Origin of the sequence: Vibrio intestinalis, from assembly GCF_025195085.2 — a bacterium.
GTDB classification, from domain to species: domain Bacteria; phylum Pseudomonadota; class Gammaproteobacteria; order Enterobacterales; family Vibrionaceae; genus Vibrio; species Vibrio intestinalis.
Window position 1 is genome coordinate 312587 of sequence record NZ_JANAVY020000001.1, and the last position, 16655, is coordinate 329241.

Annotated in this window: 14 protein-coding genes; 9 read left to right on the forward strand and 5 right to left on the reverse strand. The window is 46.9% G+C overall.

Annotation, left to right across the window (positions count from 1 at the left end; genetic code table 11):
• Positions 1–6: 6 nt before the first annotated feature.
• Positions 7–192 carry a hypothetical protein gene (locus MU515_RS01305; RefSeq protein ID WP_260258555.1) on the forward strand — a complete coding sequence of 62 codons (186 nt, stop codon included), beginning with the start codon at positions 7–9 and terminating at the stop codon, positions 190–192.
• Positions 193–263: 71 nt separating this feature from the next.
• Here MU515_RS01305 and maiA read toward each other — a convergent pair whose 3' ends face one another.
• The 4 genes from maiA to hppD are packed head-to-tail and all read right to left on the reverse strand — an operon-like array spanning position 264 to position 4130.
• The gene (gene maiA, locus MU515_RS01310; RefSeq protein ID WP_260258556.1) at positions 264–908 is read right to left on the reverse strand and encodes a maleylacetoacetate isomerase; all 645 of its coding nucleotides are present in this window, start codon (positions 906–908) and stop codon (positions 264–266) included.
• Positions 905–1915 carry a fumarylacetoacetate hydrolase family protein gene (locus MU515_RS01315; RefSeq protein WP_260258557.1) on the reverse strand — a complete coding sequence of 337 codons (1011 nt, stop codon included), beginning with the start codon at positions 1913–1915 and terminating at the stop codon, positions 905–907. The genes maiA and MU515_RS01315 overlap by 4 nt, the downstream gene beginning before the upstream one ends.
• Positions 1916–1930: 15 nt before the next feature.
• Complete coding sequence (locus MU515_RS01320) at positions 1931–3064, reverse strand: homogentisate 1,2-dioxygenase (RefSeq protein ID WP_260258558.1); 1134 nt, start codon at positions 3062–3064, stop codon at positions 1931–1933.
• Entirely contained in the window at positions 3057–4130 is a 1074-nt protein-coding gene (hppD, locus tag MU515_RS01325; RefSeq protein WP_260258559.1) for a 4-hydroxyphenylpyruvate dioxygenase, read from the reverse strand. Before hppD ends, MU515_RS01320 begins: the two co-directional genes overlap by 8 nt.
• A 319-nt stretch (positions 4131–4449) precedes the next feature.
• On the opposite strand from hppD, the gene MU515_RS01330 reads away from it, so the two are divergent.
• The 8 genes from MU515_RS01330 (at position 4450) to MU515_RS01365 (ending at position 14684) form a co-directional block, all read left to right on the forward strand.
• Positions 4450–4908 carry a TetR/AcrR family transcriptional regulator gene (locus MU515_RS01330; RefSeq protein ID WP_260258560.1) on the forward strand — a complete coding sequence of 153 codons (459 nt, stop codon included), beginning with the start codon at positions 4450–4452 and terminating at the stop codon, positions 4906–4908.
• Between the two features lie 180 nt (positions 4909–5088).
• Positions 5089–6195, forward strand: a complete 1107-nt coding sequence (locus MU515_RS01335) for a M20/M25/M40 family metallo-hydrolase (protein WP_260258561.1) — start codon at positions 5089–5091, stop codon at positions 6193–6195.
• A gap of 128 nt (positions 6196–6323) precedes the next feature.
• Entirely contained in the window at positions 6324–6719 is a 396-nt protein-coding gene (locus tag MU515_RS01340; protein ID WP_260258562.1) for a hypothetical protein, read from the forward strand.
• Positions 6720–6817: 98 nt separating this feature from the next.
• A complete protein-coding gene (locus MU515_RS01345) occupies positions 6818–8179 on the forward strand; it encodes a TolC family protein (RefSeq protein ID WP_260258563.1) in 1362 nt (453 codons plus the stop codon).
• Positions 8180–8191: 12 nt separating this feature from the next.
• Positions 8192–9895: an efflux RND transporter periplasmic adaptor subunit gene (locus MU515_RS01350; protein ID WP_260258564.1), complete on the forward strand. Its 1704-nt coding sequence runs from the start codon at positions 8192–8194 to the stop codon at positions 9893–9895.
• Positions 9892–13032 carry an efflux RND transporter permease subunit gene (locus MU515_RS01355; RefSeq protein ID WP_260258565.1) on the forward strand — a complete coding sequence of 1047 codons (3141 nt, stop codon included), beginning with the start codon at positions 9892–9894 and terminating at the stop codon, positions 13030–13032. The genes MU515_RS01350 and MU515_RS01355 overlap by 4 nt, the downstream gene beginning before the upstream one ends.
• Positions 13029–13571: a copper-resistant cuproprotein CopI gene (copI, locus tag MU515_RS01360; protein WP_260258566.1), complete on the forward strand. Its 543-nt coding sequence runs from the start codon at positions 13029–13031 to the stop codon at positions 13569–13571. The genes MU515_RS01355 and copI overlap by 4 nt, the downstream gene beginning before the upstream one ends.
• A gap of 171 nt (positions 13572–13742) precedes the next feature.
• Entirely contained in the window at positions 13743–14684 is a 942-nt protein-coding gene (locus MU515_RS01365) for an endonuclease/exonuclease/phosphatase family protein (protein WP_260258567.1), read from the forward strand.
• Between the two features lie 64 nt (positions 14685–14748).
• On the opposite strand, the gene MU515_RS01370 is transcribed toward MU515_RS01365, so the two are convergent.
• Positions 14749–16635, reverse strand: coding sequence for a methyl-accepting chemotaxis protein (locus MU515_RS01370; RefSeq protein WP_260258568.1), 1887 nt, complete (start codon positions 16633–16635; stop codon positions 14749–14751).
• Between the last annotated feature and the right edge of the window lie 20 nt (positions 16636–16655).

A 16655-nucleotide genomic window follows, 5' to 3' on the forward strand; every position in this document is an offset into this window, starting at 1 on the left:
CAAAACATGTACACTAAAGAAGGCATTTGCGACTGGTGTAAAAAGCCAAGCCTATTAAAAAAGCACGATTATCTTGACGGTAAATGTCATTACGCTTGTCGTGAGTGTGATGATATGGCGACACTGGATGTGCGCCAATTCAATATTGCAGAAGCAAAGCAAGTCGAGCGTCAAGCGCAGTCAATGCGATAGTGCCACACCAAGGACGATGCCTAAGCCACCATTGAACGGTGGCTTTTTTGTATTAGCACGATCTTACTCGCCTACTTTGCTTTCGGTGCATCCGGCTGCTTTTCTGGCGCGGCCTGCTGAAACGCCTCCTTGGTCATCAGACGTAAGTAAAGCCGTTCAATGGTTGGAAACTCGGTGATATCAAGGTTAAAGCGCAGCGCGTTATACACTTGTGGCACCAAACAGACATCCACCAGCGACACATCCGCACCCACACAATAGTTACCCGCAACCTTGTGCAATTTCTCATCAAGAGCTGAAAAACCCACCTGCATCCAATGTTGTAACCATTGCAAATTCTGCTTATCGCTAAATCCCTGATTGGTGAGGTATTGCTGTACCCTTAAATTGTTCAGCGGGTGTATATCAACCACGATATCTTGCGCGAGAGATTGCACTAAGTAGCGTTCTTGACCATGCAAAGGGATCAATTGCGGTTCAGGATATTGCTCATCCAGATATTCCAATATGGTCAAAGATTGACTAATTACCGTCCCACCATCCACCAACACCGGTACTAAGCCACTGCCATTAACATCACGAAATAGCCCCTTATGTTGCTCGCCACCCTCTTTAAGCAAGTTGACAGGTAAGGTTTCAAACTCGATTTGTTTTAAATTGAGTGCAATCCTTACTCGATAACTGGCGGACGAGCGCCAATAACTATATAGCCTCATTGCTGCCTCACTACCGTTTGTTCAATGGCGCCAAAAATGGTGCAACCCTTGTCATTCAGCATCTCAATGCGAACATCGTCACCAAATGCCATGAAGGGTGTGCTGGGCTCGCCGTTTTGAATGGTTTCCAACATGCGTAACTCAGCTATGCAAGAGTACCCTAACCCGCCATCAGCGACCGCGCTACCGAGTTCTGTTCCTTGTTTGTTGGATACTGTTCCCGAGCCAATGATGGTGCCTGCGGTTAATGGACGGGTTTTCGCCGCATGAGCGATAAGCTCGGCAAAGTTAAACGTCATGTCTTCACCCGCATTGGGGTAGCCAAATGGTTGATGGTTGTAGAACGAGCGTAGTGGTAAATGAACTTTATTATCCTGCCACGCTTCTCCTAACTCATCAGGAGTAACAGCCACAGGCGAAAAGGCCGATGATGGCTTAGATTGATAAAAACCAAACCCTTTGGCTAACTCAGCAGGTATAAGCCCTCGCAGCGACACATCGTTCACTAGCATCAACAAACGAATCGACTCACCCGCTTGTTTAACACTGCTCCCCATCGCCACATCATCACAAATCACAGCAACTTCCGCTTCAAAGTCGATTCCCCAACTTTCATCTGCCACACAGATATCATCATTAGGGCCAATAAAAGCATCGGATCCGCCTTGATACATTAGCGGATCTTGCCAGAAGCTTTGCGGCATTTCAGCGCCGCGCGCTTTACGAACCAACTCGACATGATTGACATACGCAGAGCCATCCGCCCAATGGTACGCTCTCGGTAACGGCGCTTCACACTGTTCAGTGATAAACGGCATCGCTTCTAATGCATGGTGCTCTAAAGCTTGTGAAATTCGATACAGTTCTGGCTCAACGTCTGCCCAGTTATCCAGTGCTTGCTGCAAGGTAGTTGCGATTTGAGGCACTGCAACACATTCGGTTAAAGAGTGATTGACGACGACTAACATGCCGTCTCTGGTATGATTTTTCAGCGTAGCCAACTTCATATCCGCTCCTTGTTATCAATCCTTACTTTGCCAACTATTCACGTAGTCGTGATTTTCTACTTGCTTGGCCTGTTCTGAACTTTCTAAAGCATGGCGCGTGTCTATCATTACCGCCACTTCATCTGTACGTTTTTTCTTGTCGGTTTGCCCTGCGGCGAAAGCTTTAGGATGCGGCCCATGGGTAAAACCCGCAGGATGAAAGGTCACCATGCCCGCAGAGATATTATCGCGACTGAAAAAGTCCCCTTCGTGATAAAACAGCACTTCATCATAGTCATCGTTATTGTGGTAAAAAGGCACTTTCAAAGCGCCAGGGTCAGTCTCCATCGGCCGCGGGACAAAGGTGCAGACAACAAAGCCTTGCCCAACAAAAGTAGTGTGTGCAGATGGCGGTAAATGATAGCGGTGAGACATTAAAGGGCGTATGTCGCGCCAATTAAGCTTAACGACCGATAGATCACCATGCCAACCTACGGCATCTAACGGATTAAACGGATAGGTAATCACACTCTGTTTACCATGACGCTTCACTTTTACTTGAGTGGTGCTTTCGCTGTATTGAGCTTGAAACTCTTTATCAATTTTCGGTACGTCTAACACCGCAGGATCAAAAATGGCATGACGCCCCACAATGCCTTTATCTGGCAAATCATATTCACCATCGGTATTTTCAATCATTAAGATGAACATGGGTTCGTGTGGCGTAATACGCCAACTGGTCGAACGAGGAATCAATACATAATCCCCCGCGACCACACTAAAATGGCCATAATCGCAGAAGAACTCCGCGCTACCTTGGTGGATGAACAGCAAGTCATCACCATCAGCATTTCTCACCAAATGATCCATTTCGTGGCTCAACTGCCACACGCGAAGCTTGCACTCTTGGTTAGAGAGTAACATCGGCACATCCCAAGGTGACGGCTGATAAGCCAGTTCGACTTGATTGAAATCGAAGGCTCTTGGTCTCAACTCCCCTTGCCAACTTGACCAAGAGGTCGGTGGATGTTGGTGGTGAAAATGGGCCGCCGAGCCATAAAACCCCTGCCGACTTGCTTCGCGTTCATAAATTGCCTGTTTCGGGAAGTCGGCATGGGCTTGTTTCGAACACACCCCTTCTCGATGTGGATAAGCCATGTTTTTACGCATCCTTGAGTACCCCACGACGAATCTGGTCTTCTTCTATCGATTCAAACAACGCTTTGAAATTACCCTCACCAAAACCTTGGTTTCCCTTACGTTGAATAATTTCAAAAAATACCGGACCAATGACGGTTTGCGTGAATATTTGCAATAAAATGCCATCTTTCATTGGTGCGCCATCTATTAAGATTCGCAGAGATTTCAGGAGTTGCAAATCTTCCCCATGATCGGGCACTCGCTGATCGATCTTTTCGTAGTAAGTATCAGGCGTTGGCATGAACTCAACCCCACGTTCGCGCAGCAATTTCACCGTTTGGTAGATATCGTCAGTACTTAACGCAATGTGCTGAATACCTTCACCCTTGTACTCTCGAATGAACTCCGCGATCTGAGATTTGTCATCACTTGATTCATTAATCGGTATACGTACTTTGCCGCAAGGCGCTGTCATGGCTCGGCTTACTAACCCAGTCAGCTTGCCTTCAATATCAAAGTAACGAATCTCTTTGAAGTTACCGATACGCTCATAAAAGCTCGACCAGACATCCATCCGGCCTTGATTTACGTTGTGAGTAAGGTGGTCTATGACCAGTAAACCAGTTTGCGCTTGAGCAATCCGCTCATCATGATCAGGATAAAAAACGAAATCCACTTGATAGATGTTTTGCTCGCCAAATCGGTCGACAAAGTAGATCAAGCTATCACCTATGCCATAAATCGCTGGAATAGAAAGCTCCATCGGCCCTATTTGCGTTACATACGCTTGCGCGCCCTGTAATAACGCGTGAGCCATCGCCTCGCCTGAGTCTTGCACTCTGAAGGCCATCCCACACACTGAGGGGCCATGCAGCTTAGCGAAATGTTCTGCTTGGCTATGAGGCTGGGCATTAACGATGAAGTTAATATCACCCTGTTGGTAAAGCCATGCCTGCTTAGAACGATGTTTCGCGACTTCAGCAAAGCCTAATGATGTGAACAGTGATTTTAGTTGGGCAATGCCCTCTAAATTTGCAGCGGTATATTCGACAAATTCGAACCCATTGGTACCTAACGGATTAGCTAACTTTTCCATGCTACTTCCCCCATAAAACCCTATTACAAACATGTACCTTGAAGGGGATTATTGGTAGTTAAGCTAGTGTTTTACTCAGTAGGTTAAAAATGTACAAGAACGTAAAACATAAAACCAAACTAGATATGACATTGTTTTATAAAACAATTATTCGATAATCGCGTAAAAAATAGCTTACACTGCAATTAACCAGTTGGTTAATTACACAGATTTTGAACTAACTTGCAAGAATCTGACTTATTTTGTTAGATCTTATGGTTTGCTGTTCTGTATTGAAATACAATACTGCATTCCAATAACGTAAGATTCGTTAAAGACAATGCCAAAAAGAAGCAAAGAAGATACCCAAGCGACAATCAACTTGATCTTAGACACGGCGACCAAACAACTACTCGAAAGTGGCTATGAAGCGATGTCGTACACAACGCTAAGCAAAGAGACGGGAATCTCCCGTACAGGTATAAGCCACCACTTCTCGAAAAAAACCGATTTTCTTGAAGCTCTACAGGCTCGACTGATCAAGCAATTTGCCGAACAATTGGATTTTAAAAACAGTTTGACCGACTTTAATGACAGTTGGGTCACCGGATTAGAAAGAAAGCGCTTTCGTGCGATCTTAACCCTCATCCTGTCTCAAATCGGTAAAGGGGAAAAAGAACAGCAGTTTTCTCGTGGGTTCCTAAGTCAAATTACCCAAACCTCAACCACTATCTTCGGGGATGATGCGCAAAAATCCTTAGATACGTTAGTTGGCATGAGCTTTATCGCGCTTATCTAATCATCGAACTTCTCGGTATGTGATTCCCATAACACCCACACACCAATCATATACCGAGATTATCCTCCTACTCGTCAACCCGCCCCATCATTTACAGAAACAAAACTTGATTTAACGCAGTGTATTGTTCTGGTTGAAAGCGTTATGGTAACCGCCTCTGCTACCTATCGAGGCATTAAAATGACGCAAATTAATCGTGATCGTCTGATCGAGCACTTCTGTCAACTCATCAAAATCGACAGCGAATCTCTGTTTGAAAAAGAGATTGCAGACACACTCAGCGAACAACTAGGCCAAATGGGCTTTACGGTACACAAGCTGCCAGTTCCTGAGCATATCTCAAATGGTTACAACGTTTACGCTCGTTTAGAGGGTAATATCGAAGACAGCGTAGTTTTGAGCTGTCACATGGACACGGTCACACCGGGTAAAGGCATTGAGCCAATTATCGAAGATGGCATCATCCGCTCTAAAGGCAACACCATCCTAGGTGGCGATGACAAATCTGGCATTGCAGCTATCATGGAAGCCGTGCGCTGCATCCAAGCTGAAAACCTAGAGCACAAAACCATTGAACTGGCGTTCACTGTGCATGAAGAAGGTGGCCTACACGGCTCAGCAAACTTCGATATGAACTACATTACCTCGGACAAAGCGGTAGTACTCGATACTGGCGGCCCTATCGGCACTATCGTTAACTCTGCTCCTGGTCAGCAAAAAATCGTAGCAACAATCAAAGGCCGCCCTGCGCACGCAGGTTTAGCACCTGAAGAAGGCATCAGCGCAATTCAAGTGGCAGCTGACGCGATTACTCAAATGAAGCTACTGCGCATCGATGAAGAGACCACAGCGAACATCGGTATTGTGGAAGGCGGTAACGCAACAAACATCGTAATGCCTGAGCTGAAGATCGTAGCAGAAGCGCGCTCACTAAACAGCGAAAAACTCACTGCTCAAGTTGACCATATGATCTCAACATTCGAAACCGTAGCGGCAAAACATGGTGCAGAAGTAGAGATTGAATCATCTCGTGCCTACGATGCATTTGTTATCCCAGAAGATCACCCTCACATTGAACAAGTGAAAGCCTCTTTCAGTGCCATCGGCGCAGAACCGTTCACTAAATCAACCGGTGGAGGTAGCGATGCAAACAACTTCTACAAGAAAGGTCTAACAACCGTTAACGTTTCTACTGGTATGTCTAAAGTACACACCACGGAAGAATTCATTGCAGTAGAAGACATGGTAAGAATTACTGAGTTCATGAAGCACTACCTGACTCACTAACTGTCATTATGAATAATGCTAAGCCCCGAGAATCAAGGTTCTTGGGGCTTTTTACTATCAAAAATACTTGACCTTCCCCCTAGGGTAACCCTTAGATTAACCATTCGTTTGTAATTTTTGGTGGCATAATGCGCATTCATTCACTGCGTACAATTTGCTTAATTCTGTTTAGCTCGCTGACATTAATTTTGTCTAGCGTGGTTTCCAGTGCGCCACTAATGCCAATACAAATGATGCAGATGTCCGAAGTCTCACAATCTTGCCACTCTATGGCAGAAGAGACCACTCAATCCATGACCATGCATCACACCGCAAGCTATACAACCTCATCTCCTATCGATTGCGAGACTAACAATAGCTTTGAGCACAACTGTTGTGATACCACCTGCATCACTGTCGTTGCGGCATTGCTCCATCCCCCTATCATGCCAGCACAACACAGTCAGCTCGTTGCATTCAACCATGAACCGACTCGTTCGATCGTAAAAGTCTCTCGCTCTCTCTACCGGCCTCCATCGCTTTAATTCGCTATTCAATCTAAATGGCCTAGGCTTCGAGCTATGGCTAGTTTTTCTGTCTGTTAGCTTAATGCTAATGGCCTATGAATGGACGAATTTACCCCATGAAACATCATCTAATTATGTTGGGATTGTGCAGTGCCCTTAGCGTTTCGGCCCCGCTGGCTTTTGCACAAACTGACGAGGCTTTGATAACCACAAACCGTGGGCTCAGCTTAGAGCAGTTAATCAGCCTCGCCCTTGAAAACGACAATACTCGCGCACAATTTAGTGCTCAATCTCAGGCAATCTTACAATCAGGCCTTGCTAACGCGACCTTAATGGATCCAACCATTAAAGTGGGCTTTGGCGGCGTACCAGTGGATAGCTTTAGCCTAGACCAAGATCCGATGAGCAATGTATCCGTCGGTATAATGCAAAAGTTCGACCGCGGAAATACAACCGAGCTGCAATCTGAACTGGCGAGTCATCAAGCCGACGCAAGTGCCAGTCAAATCGCCCTGCGCGAGCGTGAAGTGACCATGCAAATCACTCAATTATGGCTTGAGCTTGGCTATGCACAACAAGCCGAAACACTGCTTAACCAACAAAGAACTTGGCTCAACCAACTGGTTGAAAATATCCAAGCCAATTACTCACTCGGCATGAGTGAATCGCAAGACATTCTCGCTAGCCAAATCAAAGTGAGCCTGTTGGACCAAAAACTGATCGCCAATCAGCAATTGCAGTTTTCAATCAAATCACAGTTGTCTGAATGGCTTGGCAGCCAATGGTTAAACCAATTAGATGCCAATCAAAGCTCGTTGCACGCCTCTAATCAACTCGATTGGCCACGCTTAATTGATGTATTAAACAAAAATGGGTCGGCTTTAAATCAATCGCTTTTAAGCCACCCTTCCGTACGCGCTATTGATGCCACCATTGGTGCTGCGGAAACTCAAGTAGGCATTGCAGAGCAAGCCTACTCACCACAATTTGGCGTTGAGGTAATGTACGCACATCGACAAGCAAACAACATGCAAGGGAATCCAGCCCCAGACATGGTCAGCGCTTATCTCACAATGGATCTGCCGCTATTTACCGGTAACAAACAAGACAAAGCACACGCCGCGGCTCAGCACCAAGTGGGCGCAGCAAAATCGATGCGCGATGCCGCACTAGCGCGGTTGTCTGCTCAGCTACATACACTCAATAGCCAGAGACAACATACCCTAACGCGTATTCAGCGCTATCAATCCGATCTACTGCCCCAAGCCAAGGCGCAGCGGAAAGCGGTTGAGCGAGGTTACCAGAACAACAGCGCCTCATTTGGTGACATTGTCACCTCATCCATTGCAGAGCTTAACATCCAGCTAGAACAGCAAAGACTGCTAACCGACCTCAATATCATCAATAGCCAATTGGCAAGCCTACTCGGTGTGTTTGAACATCACCAAGTCACTTCGCCAAACCAAGCGAACCAATAGTAAGGACACAACATGAAATCAATCAAAGTCGCAGCATTAGCTTTGTCTATCGGTAGCATTTTAGGTGGCGCTATTGGCTTTACGGCGCAGCATTGGCTGGGCGATACCACGCATACAACCGAACACTCTCAAGAGAGTAATGAACCTCTCTACTGGGTTGCGCCAATGGACCCAAACTACAAACGCGATAAACCAGGTAAATCGCCAATGGGGATGGATCTTATCCCTGTTTTTGCTGAAGATGATACCGCCCAACAAGCGCCGGGTACGATCTCCATTGAACCAGCCGTTGAAAACAACCTTGGTGTAAAGAGCGCGCAAGTGATTGAGCAACCACTGCAGCCGAGCATTCAAGCGGTCGGGTACATTGCATTTGACGAAAGCACGCTTTGGCAAACCAACGTACGCGCCAGTGGCTGGGTAGAAAAGCTCTACGTCAATGCCGCCGGTGAAAGAGTTCGCCAAGGCGATGTACTATTCACCTTCTACTCTCCTGAACTGGTTAAAGCGCAGCAAGAATTGCTTAATGCCAAACGTACCGGACGCAAGAACCTCATCACCAGTGCAAAAGAACGCTTAGCCGCACTAGGTGTCGATACCACACAAATAAATCAAATCTATCGCAGTGGCAAAGCCAAGCAGAATATCGCAATAAAAGCCCTCGCCGATGGTGTCATCGCGACCTTGAATGTGCGCGAAGGTGGCTACCTTTCTCCGGCACAAACCGTCATTAGTGCTGGCCCACTTGAGCAAGTTTGGGTTGATGTTGAACTGTTTGAGCGACAAGCACATTGGATTAAACAAGGCAGCAGCGCCAACATGACTCTCGACGCAGTACCGGGTGAAACATGGCAAGGGAAAGTGGATTACTTCTACCCCATTCTTGACCCCGCTACGCGTACGTTTCGGGTAAGACTCAAATTTGACAACCCGAACGGCGAGCTCAAACCCAACATGTTTGCCAACATTGAACTTACCCCAACCAGCGAGCAAGCAGTGCTCACTATACCGCGCAGCGCCGTCATCCACTCTGCCAATATGAGCCGTGTTGTGTTGGCCTTGGGTAATGGGAAATACCGTTCAGCCCGTATCGAAGTTGGCCGTGAAGCAGGTGACTTCGTAGAAGTGCTCGATGGATTAACAACCGACGATAAAGTCGTCACCTCAGCGCAATTCATGCTTGATTCTGAATCTAGCCAAAGCGCCGACCTTTCGCGTATTAATGGCATCGACCAACCCGCTACGTCAGTATGGGCAAGCGGCCATATCACAGACTTAATGCCGCAACATCAGATGATCACGCTCAACCACCAGCCTGTTCCGGAATGGGATTGGCCTGGCATGGTGATGAACTTCAAGCTCGATTCTCAAGTCGACGTCTCTGGCTTAAGCAAAGGCCAAGCGATTGAATTTGAGATGAAGCAAGATGCCGACGGCCAATACTTGCTCACCGATATCAAACTTGACGCCAGCGCTCCAACTCAGGCTTGGGTTAACGGCACGATTACCATGCTCATGGCGGATTTCGGCATGGTCACCGTCAGCCATGAACCGCAGGATTCGATTCAATGGCAAGCTGGAGAGCAAAATTTCTCCGTTTCTGATTCGTTCGATTTATCTCCATTTAGTGAGGGTCAGCAAATTCGGTTTCTAGTCGAAAACCAAGGCGGCGAATGGCAACTAATGCAAATCGAAGCGCAAGGAGAGTCACTATGATCGGCGCGATAATTCGATGGTCCATCCAAAGCCGATTCTTCGTTTTGGTGGCAACGGTACTACTGACATTAGCCGGCTTATACAGCGTAAAAAACACCCCTGTCGATGCCATTCCTGATCTATCTGATGTTCAGGTCATCATTAAAACCAGCTATCCGGGGCAAGCCCCGCAAGTAGTCGAAGACCAAGTTACTTACCCGCTCACCACTGCGATGTTGGCCGTTCCGGGCGCTGAAACGGTTCGCGGTTACTCCTTCTTTGGCGACTCATACGTTTATATCATCTTCAACGATGATACTGACATGTATTGGGCGCGCTCGCGCGTGCTTGAATACCTAAGCCAAGTTGCACCTAACCTCCCGTCACAGGCCAAGCCGACACTTGGGCCAGATGCGACAGGTGTGGGCTGGGTCTACAGCTATGTGTTGCAAGACAAAACTGGCAAACACGATTTGGCTGAGCTGCGCAGTTTGCAAGACTGGTTCTTAAAATATGAGCTGCAAACTGTCGCGGGTGTGTCTGAAGTGGCCACCGTTGGCGGTATGGTCAAACAGTATCAAGTACAAATTGATCCAGCCAAGCTACGCGCTTACGACCTCACACTGCAGCAAGTAAACCAAGCGATTAATCAAGGTAACCAAGAAACAGGCGCATCGGTAATTGAAGTAGCCGAAGCAGAACACATGGTAAGAACCTCGGGCTATCTCTCCAGTATGGATGACCTACGCGCTTTGCCACTTAAAGTGACAGAGAAAGGAACACCATTACTGCTTGGTGACATTGCAGACATCAATTTAGGCCCACAAATGCGCCGTGGTATCTCTGAGTTTAACGGTGAAGGCGAAGCGGTTGGCGGCGTCATCGTGATGCGATTTGGTGAAAATGCGAGTGAGGTTATTGCACAAGTGAAAACCAAACTGGCAGAGCTGCAACGTGGCCTACCTGAAGGAGTAGAGGTTGTCACCACATACGATCGTTCAACCTTGATTGATGCAGCAGTCGATAACCTATGGCAAAAGCTTGCTGAGGAGTTCATCGTTGTTGCTGTGGTTTGTGCGCTGTTTCTATTCCATATCCGATCGTCTCTGGTTATCGCTATCAGCCTACCGATTGGTATTTTAGTCGCCTTTATCGTCATGCATTGGCAAGGTATTAATGCCAACATCATGTCTTTAGGTGGTATCGCCATTGCGATCGGAGCCATGGTTGATGGCGCGATCGTGATGATAGAAAACGTCCATAAACACATCGAGAAAACCCCATTAACTGATGAAAATCGATGGCAAGTGATCGGTAAAGCTGCAGAAGAAGTTGGCGCGCCTTTGTTCTTCTCACTGCTTATCATTACCTTAAGCTTTGTGCCTGTGTTCGCGCTAGAAGGCCAAGAGGGCAAAATGTTCTCTCCACTTGCCTTTACCAAAACCTATGCCATGGCAGCTGCGGCAGGTTTAGCCATAACACTGGTGCCAGTTTTGATGGGTTACTTTATTCGTGGCAAGGTGCTACCTGAGCACAAGAACCCTATCAATAAAGGGTTGGTATCGCTTTATCGCCCACTACTCAACCTCAGCCTACGCTATCCAAAATCTATGATCGCGTTTGCGATGGTGCTATTGGCATCGGCTTATTACCCAACCAAACAGCTGGGCAGTGAGTTTATCCCGCCGCTTGATGAAGGCGATCTGATGTACATGCCAACCACTTACCCAGGCATCTCGATTGGTAAAGCGCGCGAGCTACTACAACAGACCAACAAGCTGATTAAAACCGTACCGGAAGTAGAAACCGTTTGGGGCAAAATTGGTCGCGCTGAATCGGCTACAGACCCAGCGCCTCTCACCATGATAGAGACGACGATTCAGTTAAAACCTCGCGACCAATGGCGTGACGGCGTCACCACTGAGTCATTACGTCAAGAGTTTGATCAGTTGGTTCAGTTCCCCGGTCTTACTAACGCTTGGGTAATGCCAATCAAGACGCGTATCGACATGCTAGCAACCGGTATTAAAACTCCCATTGGCATCAAGCTCTCTGGCCCCGATCTTAAAGTAATCGAAAAACTTGGATCGCAGCTTGAGCCAATATTGAATGCCATCGACGGCACCACCTCAGTGTATGCCGAGCGTGTTGCTGGTGGCCGCTACGTCACCATTGATATTCGGCGCCGCCAAGCCGCGCGCTACGGGTTAAGCATCGCTGACATCCAGCAAGTGATTTCAACTGCCGTTGGAGGCATGAAGGTAGGTGAAACCTTTGAGGGCTTAGAGCGTTATCCGATCAATGTACGTTACCCCCAGCATTACCGTGACTCAGTGGTGAAACTGCGAGACTTACCGCTTGTGACACCAAACGGCGCGCGTATCGCGCTTGGTGATGTAGCGAACATTCGCTACGAAGATGGCCCACCGATGATAAAGACTGAAAACGCACGTCCGAACGGTTGGGTATTCGTCGATATTGAAGGCCGAGATCTAGGCTCTTACGTACAAGAAGCCCAACAAGCGGTAGCCGAGCAACTGCAGTTGCCAGCAGGCTACTCGTTAACCTGGTCTGGGCAATATGAATACATGGAGCGCGCAAAACAACGCTTGAGTGTGGTTGTCCCTGTCACACTTGCCATCATCATGCTACTGCTCTATTTCAGCTTTAGACGTGTTGGTGAGGTCATGATCATCATGGCCACATTGCCACTCGCTATGGTGGGCGGTTTGTGGCTCATGCATCTGCTCAACTTCAATTTCTCTATCGCGGTAGGTGTCGGCTTTATCGCCCTTGCAGGCGTCGCAGTAGAGATCGGCGTCATTATGTTGGTTTACCTAAACCAAGCTTGGGATGAGAGCAAACTCAGCGCAAATCAAGCTCAGCGCCCTCTTGATGACCGCGATTTAAACCACGCGATTAGCCAAGGCGCAGGTCTGCGCGTTCGCCCCGTCATGATGACCGTAAGCACCGTGATTATTGGCTTAATCCCAATTATGTATGGGCACGGAACAGGTTCAGAAGTGATGCAACGTATCGCCGCACCAATGATTGGTGGTATGGCATCTGCGCTGCTGCTCACACTGTTAGTACTGCCCGCCATATTCAAACTTTGGAAACAACGACAACTAAATTCAGCTCAAAAGGAAACAGCATGAAAACACTATTAATCGCCACCCTAGCCTTCACCGCTCCACTAGCCTTGGCCGACAGCATGGATCACTCGGGAATGGACCACTCAAATATGGATCATTCGCAAATGAATCACGCAAAGATGGACCATTCTAAAATGGATCATGGCTCGATGATGAACATGCCGGGCATGTCTGAAGTGGGTATGCCCGCGAAAGGTGCAAAGCCAGATAAAGTGGTTCACGTGATTTTAAGTGATGACAATACCATCACGTTCAAAAAGCCCGTCACCATTGAGCCGAATGACGTTGTTCAGTTTGTCGTAATGAACACTGGCACACAAATCCATGAATTTTCAATTGGCTCTAGCGATGAATTGAAAAAGCACCGCGCTATGATGGCGCAAATGGCAGGTATGGAGCATGACACCAACAACTCTATCGTCGTTCAGCCTAAAAAAGCGCGTCAGTTCTTATGGCACTTCCATGGCAAAAACCAAGTTGAGATCGCCTGCAACATAGGTGACCACTACGATAAAGGCATGGTGGAAAAACTCACTTTGTAATTTACATCTAAAGAAAAGCTCGCACATTTGTGCGAGCTTTTCTTATGTATCATCGACGGTGAATCATTTTGCGACTTTCCAACTATCGTTCAACGTCAATTAACCCTGTTCTCATTGCGCAGCGTTTTAGCGTAAGATGATCACTAATCGCTTTACCATTGAGTCTATCATTTGTCTAAACAACCCAATCTCACTATCGCTAGCGCGAACTTATTTAACTTTGTCGCGCCACCCAATGCGTTTTATGACTTTGAGAACATCTACGATCAGGCTCAATGGCAAGATAAGTGTGATTGGACCAAGCGACAGATTGCAGAGCTCAACCCCGATATTATTGGAATTCAAGAGGTATTCAGTATTGCCGAAACGGAGAAACTGTTTGCTGAAATAGGTTTTCCGTATTTTGTTACAGTCGATACTCCGCATATTGAAGATGACTATATCTATTCAAAGCCGGTCGTTGCCCTCGCTTCAAAATACCCAATTACTCACCATCAAGCAGTACCGCCACTAACCAATAACGCAGAATTTCATGCGCCTAATTTTAGTCGCCAACCGATCTATGCTGTGGTCGATATACCGGTTATTGGCCATATTGCAGTTTATGTATGTCACCTAAAATCGCAACGCGGGACCGAACTATCAGAGAGCTCGTTCAATCATCCGCTCTTAGGCTCTTGGCTTTCTAGCCAACAAAGAGGCTGGGAAGCGCTGATGCTTAGACTGTTTATGGAGCAACAATATGCTCAAAATCCATTGCCAAGCGTGTTAACTGGAGACTTCAACCAGTCGCTAATCAGTGATACCACAAGCCTACTGGTTAAGCCGGTTGAATCTGATGGTTTAGCGCTACAGCTACAAGATAGCTGGCAGGTATACCAAGATAAGCATCCGTGCGCTACTCGTCCTGCGACCCATTACCATTTTGCCAAAGGCAATGTGCTCGACTACATATTGGTCTCGCAAGAGCTTCAAATCGAATCGCCCTATTCGCTGATCGATTCGATTGATTACACCACTCTCGACAAACACCTTATCAATCCGAGTTTCGAACAAGATAAACAAGCAAGCGATCATGCGTTTGTCGCCGCTCAATTCCAGTTCTCACTATAGAAAAAATACTATAAAAAAGGCGCTTCTAAAAAGAAGCGCCTTAGCGATTAAATCAAACCATAAATCAAGATAGCTTAAACATCGCAACCTTGTCGGTTAAGTCTTGGGCTTGGCCTTTCAACTTACTTGATTCTGTCGAGCTTTGTTGAGTATCCACCACCAACTGATCGGCTACATCTTTAATCGAAGTGATGTTTTGCGTAATTTCACCCGTCACGTGCGTTTGTTCTTCTGCCGCGGTTGCGATTTGTGTCGCCATATCACTGATTAATGATACTGCATGATGAATCTCGCCTAGGGCTGCGGTTGCTTGGTCTGCATCAACCACGGAAGTGTTCGCCAAGTCAGAGCTGCTGCCCATCAATCCTACTGCTCGCGCTGTAATTTGCTGCAGTGTATCAATTGTTGCTTTGATCTCTTCCGTTGAAGAATGCGTGCGCTGCGATAGTACACGAACTTCATCTGCGACCACGGCAAAGCCACGGCCTTGCTCACCCGCACGTGCGGCTTCAATCGCCGCATTCAATGCAAGTAGATTGGTTTGCTCAGCAATACCTTGAATGGTTGATAGTACCGTTGAGATCTCTTGCGCGTGGCGGTCTAGATCGCCAATAACATTGCTTGCTTGTTCAAGCTCATTGGCCAAGCTATTGATAGAATCTTTGGTTCTCAATACTAAAGATTGACCTGAGTTGGTGCTTTCCGTTGAACCATGCGCCGCTTCTGCTGTTTGCTCAGCGTGAGACGCGATCTCACGTGTTGCACTGGCAAGCTCAGTCACTGCCGTTGCAACCATAGTAATTTCTTGCTGCTGGGCATTAATCTCAGCCACTGCACTTTGCGCGCGCTGAGTACTGCTATCTGATTGAGCATTGATAGATTCAGATTGCTCACGAATGTGGCGAATCAAGTTCTGTAAGCTGCCAACGAAGGTATTAAAGTTATGAGCTAACTTGCCCACTTCATCATCGTTTTCAACTTCAATACGCTGAGTTAGGTCACCGCTACCATTGGCGATTTGCTCTAGTGCCTGAGAAACATTGTTCAGCGGCCTAAACAGAATATTACACAGCAAGTTAAACAGCAGTGTACAGATCACCACCACAATCGCCGTCACCAGTATTTGCCCCCAAACAGCATCAAATAACGGCGCCACCAGCGAGTTGTAATTAAGTACAGTCACCGTGGTAAGAGAAGTGCCGTCGATGTTTTGCGCGTAAAGAACAAACTCTTGACCGTCGATTTCAATCAACTCATCTTTACCTGACTGAACCGCACCTTTAATTGTATTGAAGTTCAAACCCAACTCGTTCACAGATTTATTCAATAGCTTGGTGTTGGCGTGAGTAAAGACGTTGCCTTGGTCGTTGGCAATAAACATGTAGCCGTCACCCGGTAGAATCACCGTTTGTAAGCTATTTAAAATATCAGTGATTTCAACGTCAGCACCAAGCACGACTTGTTGGCCGTGCAAATTGAGCGCTTTACCTAGCGATACAACATTGGCACCTGTCGCAGCGGCAACAGTTGGGTTATCCATAAAGACTTTGCTTGGGTTAGCCATCGCATTTGTGTACCAACCCCATTTACGCGGATCATCATTACCCGGCGGTAAGACGACGCCATTGGCATTGTCTTGGCTACCATCAGGATAAGCCAAAAATACATTATCAAATGCAGCTGATGTTTTTACTTGTTTTAGATGAGTAACGATGGCGTCTTTTGATACCTCTTGAGAAAGCGACGTTAGTGCCCTCTCTTTTGATAACAACCAATCAGTTACATACTGATTATAAGAAGCAGTAGTGCTTTCTAGGCGCTGCTCAACCTCAGTGTCCATTCTTTGCAACGAAGCATTAAACGACAAAGCTTCGACCAATAGTCCCCCGACAATAATGGCCGTACTTGCTGATATGGCAAGCTTGTTTTTAAGTGATAGTTTCTTAAACATCCGAAACCTTATTATGTTTT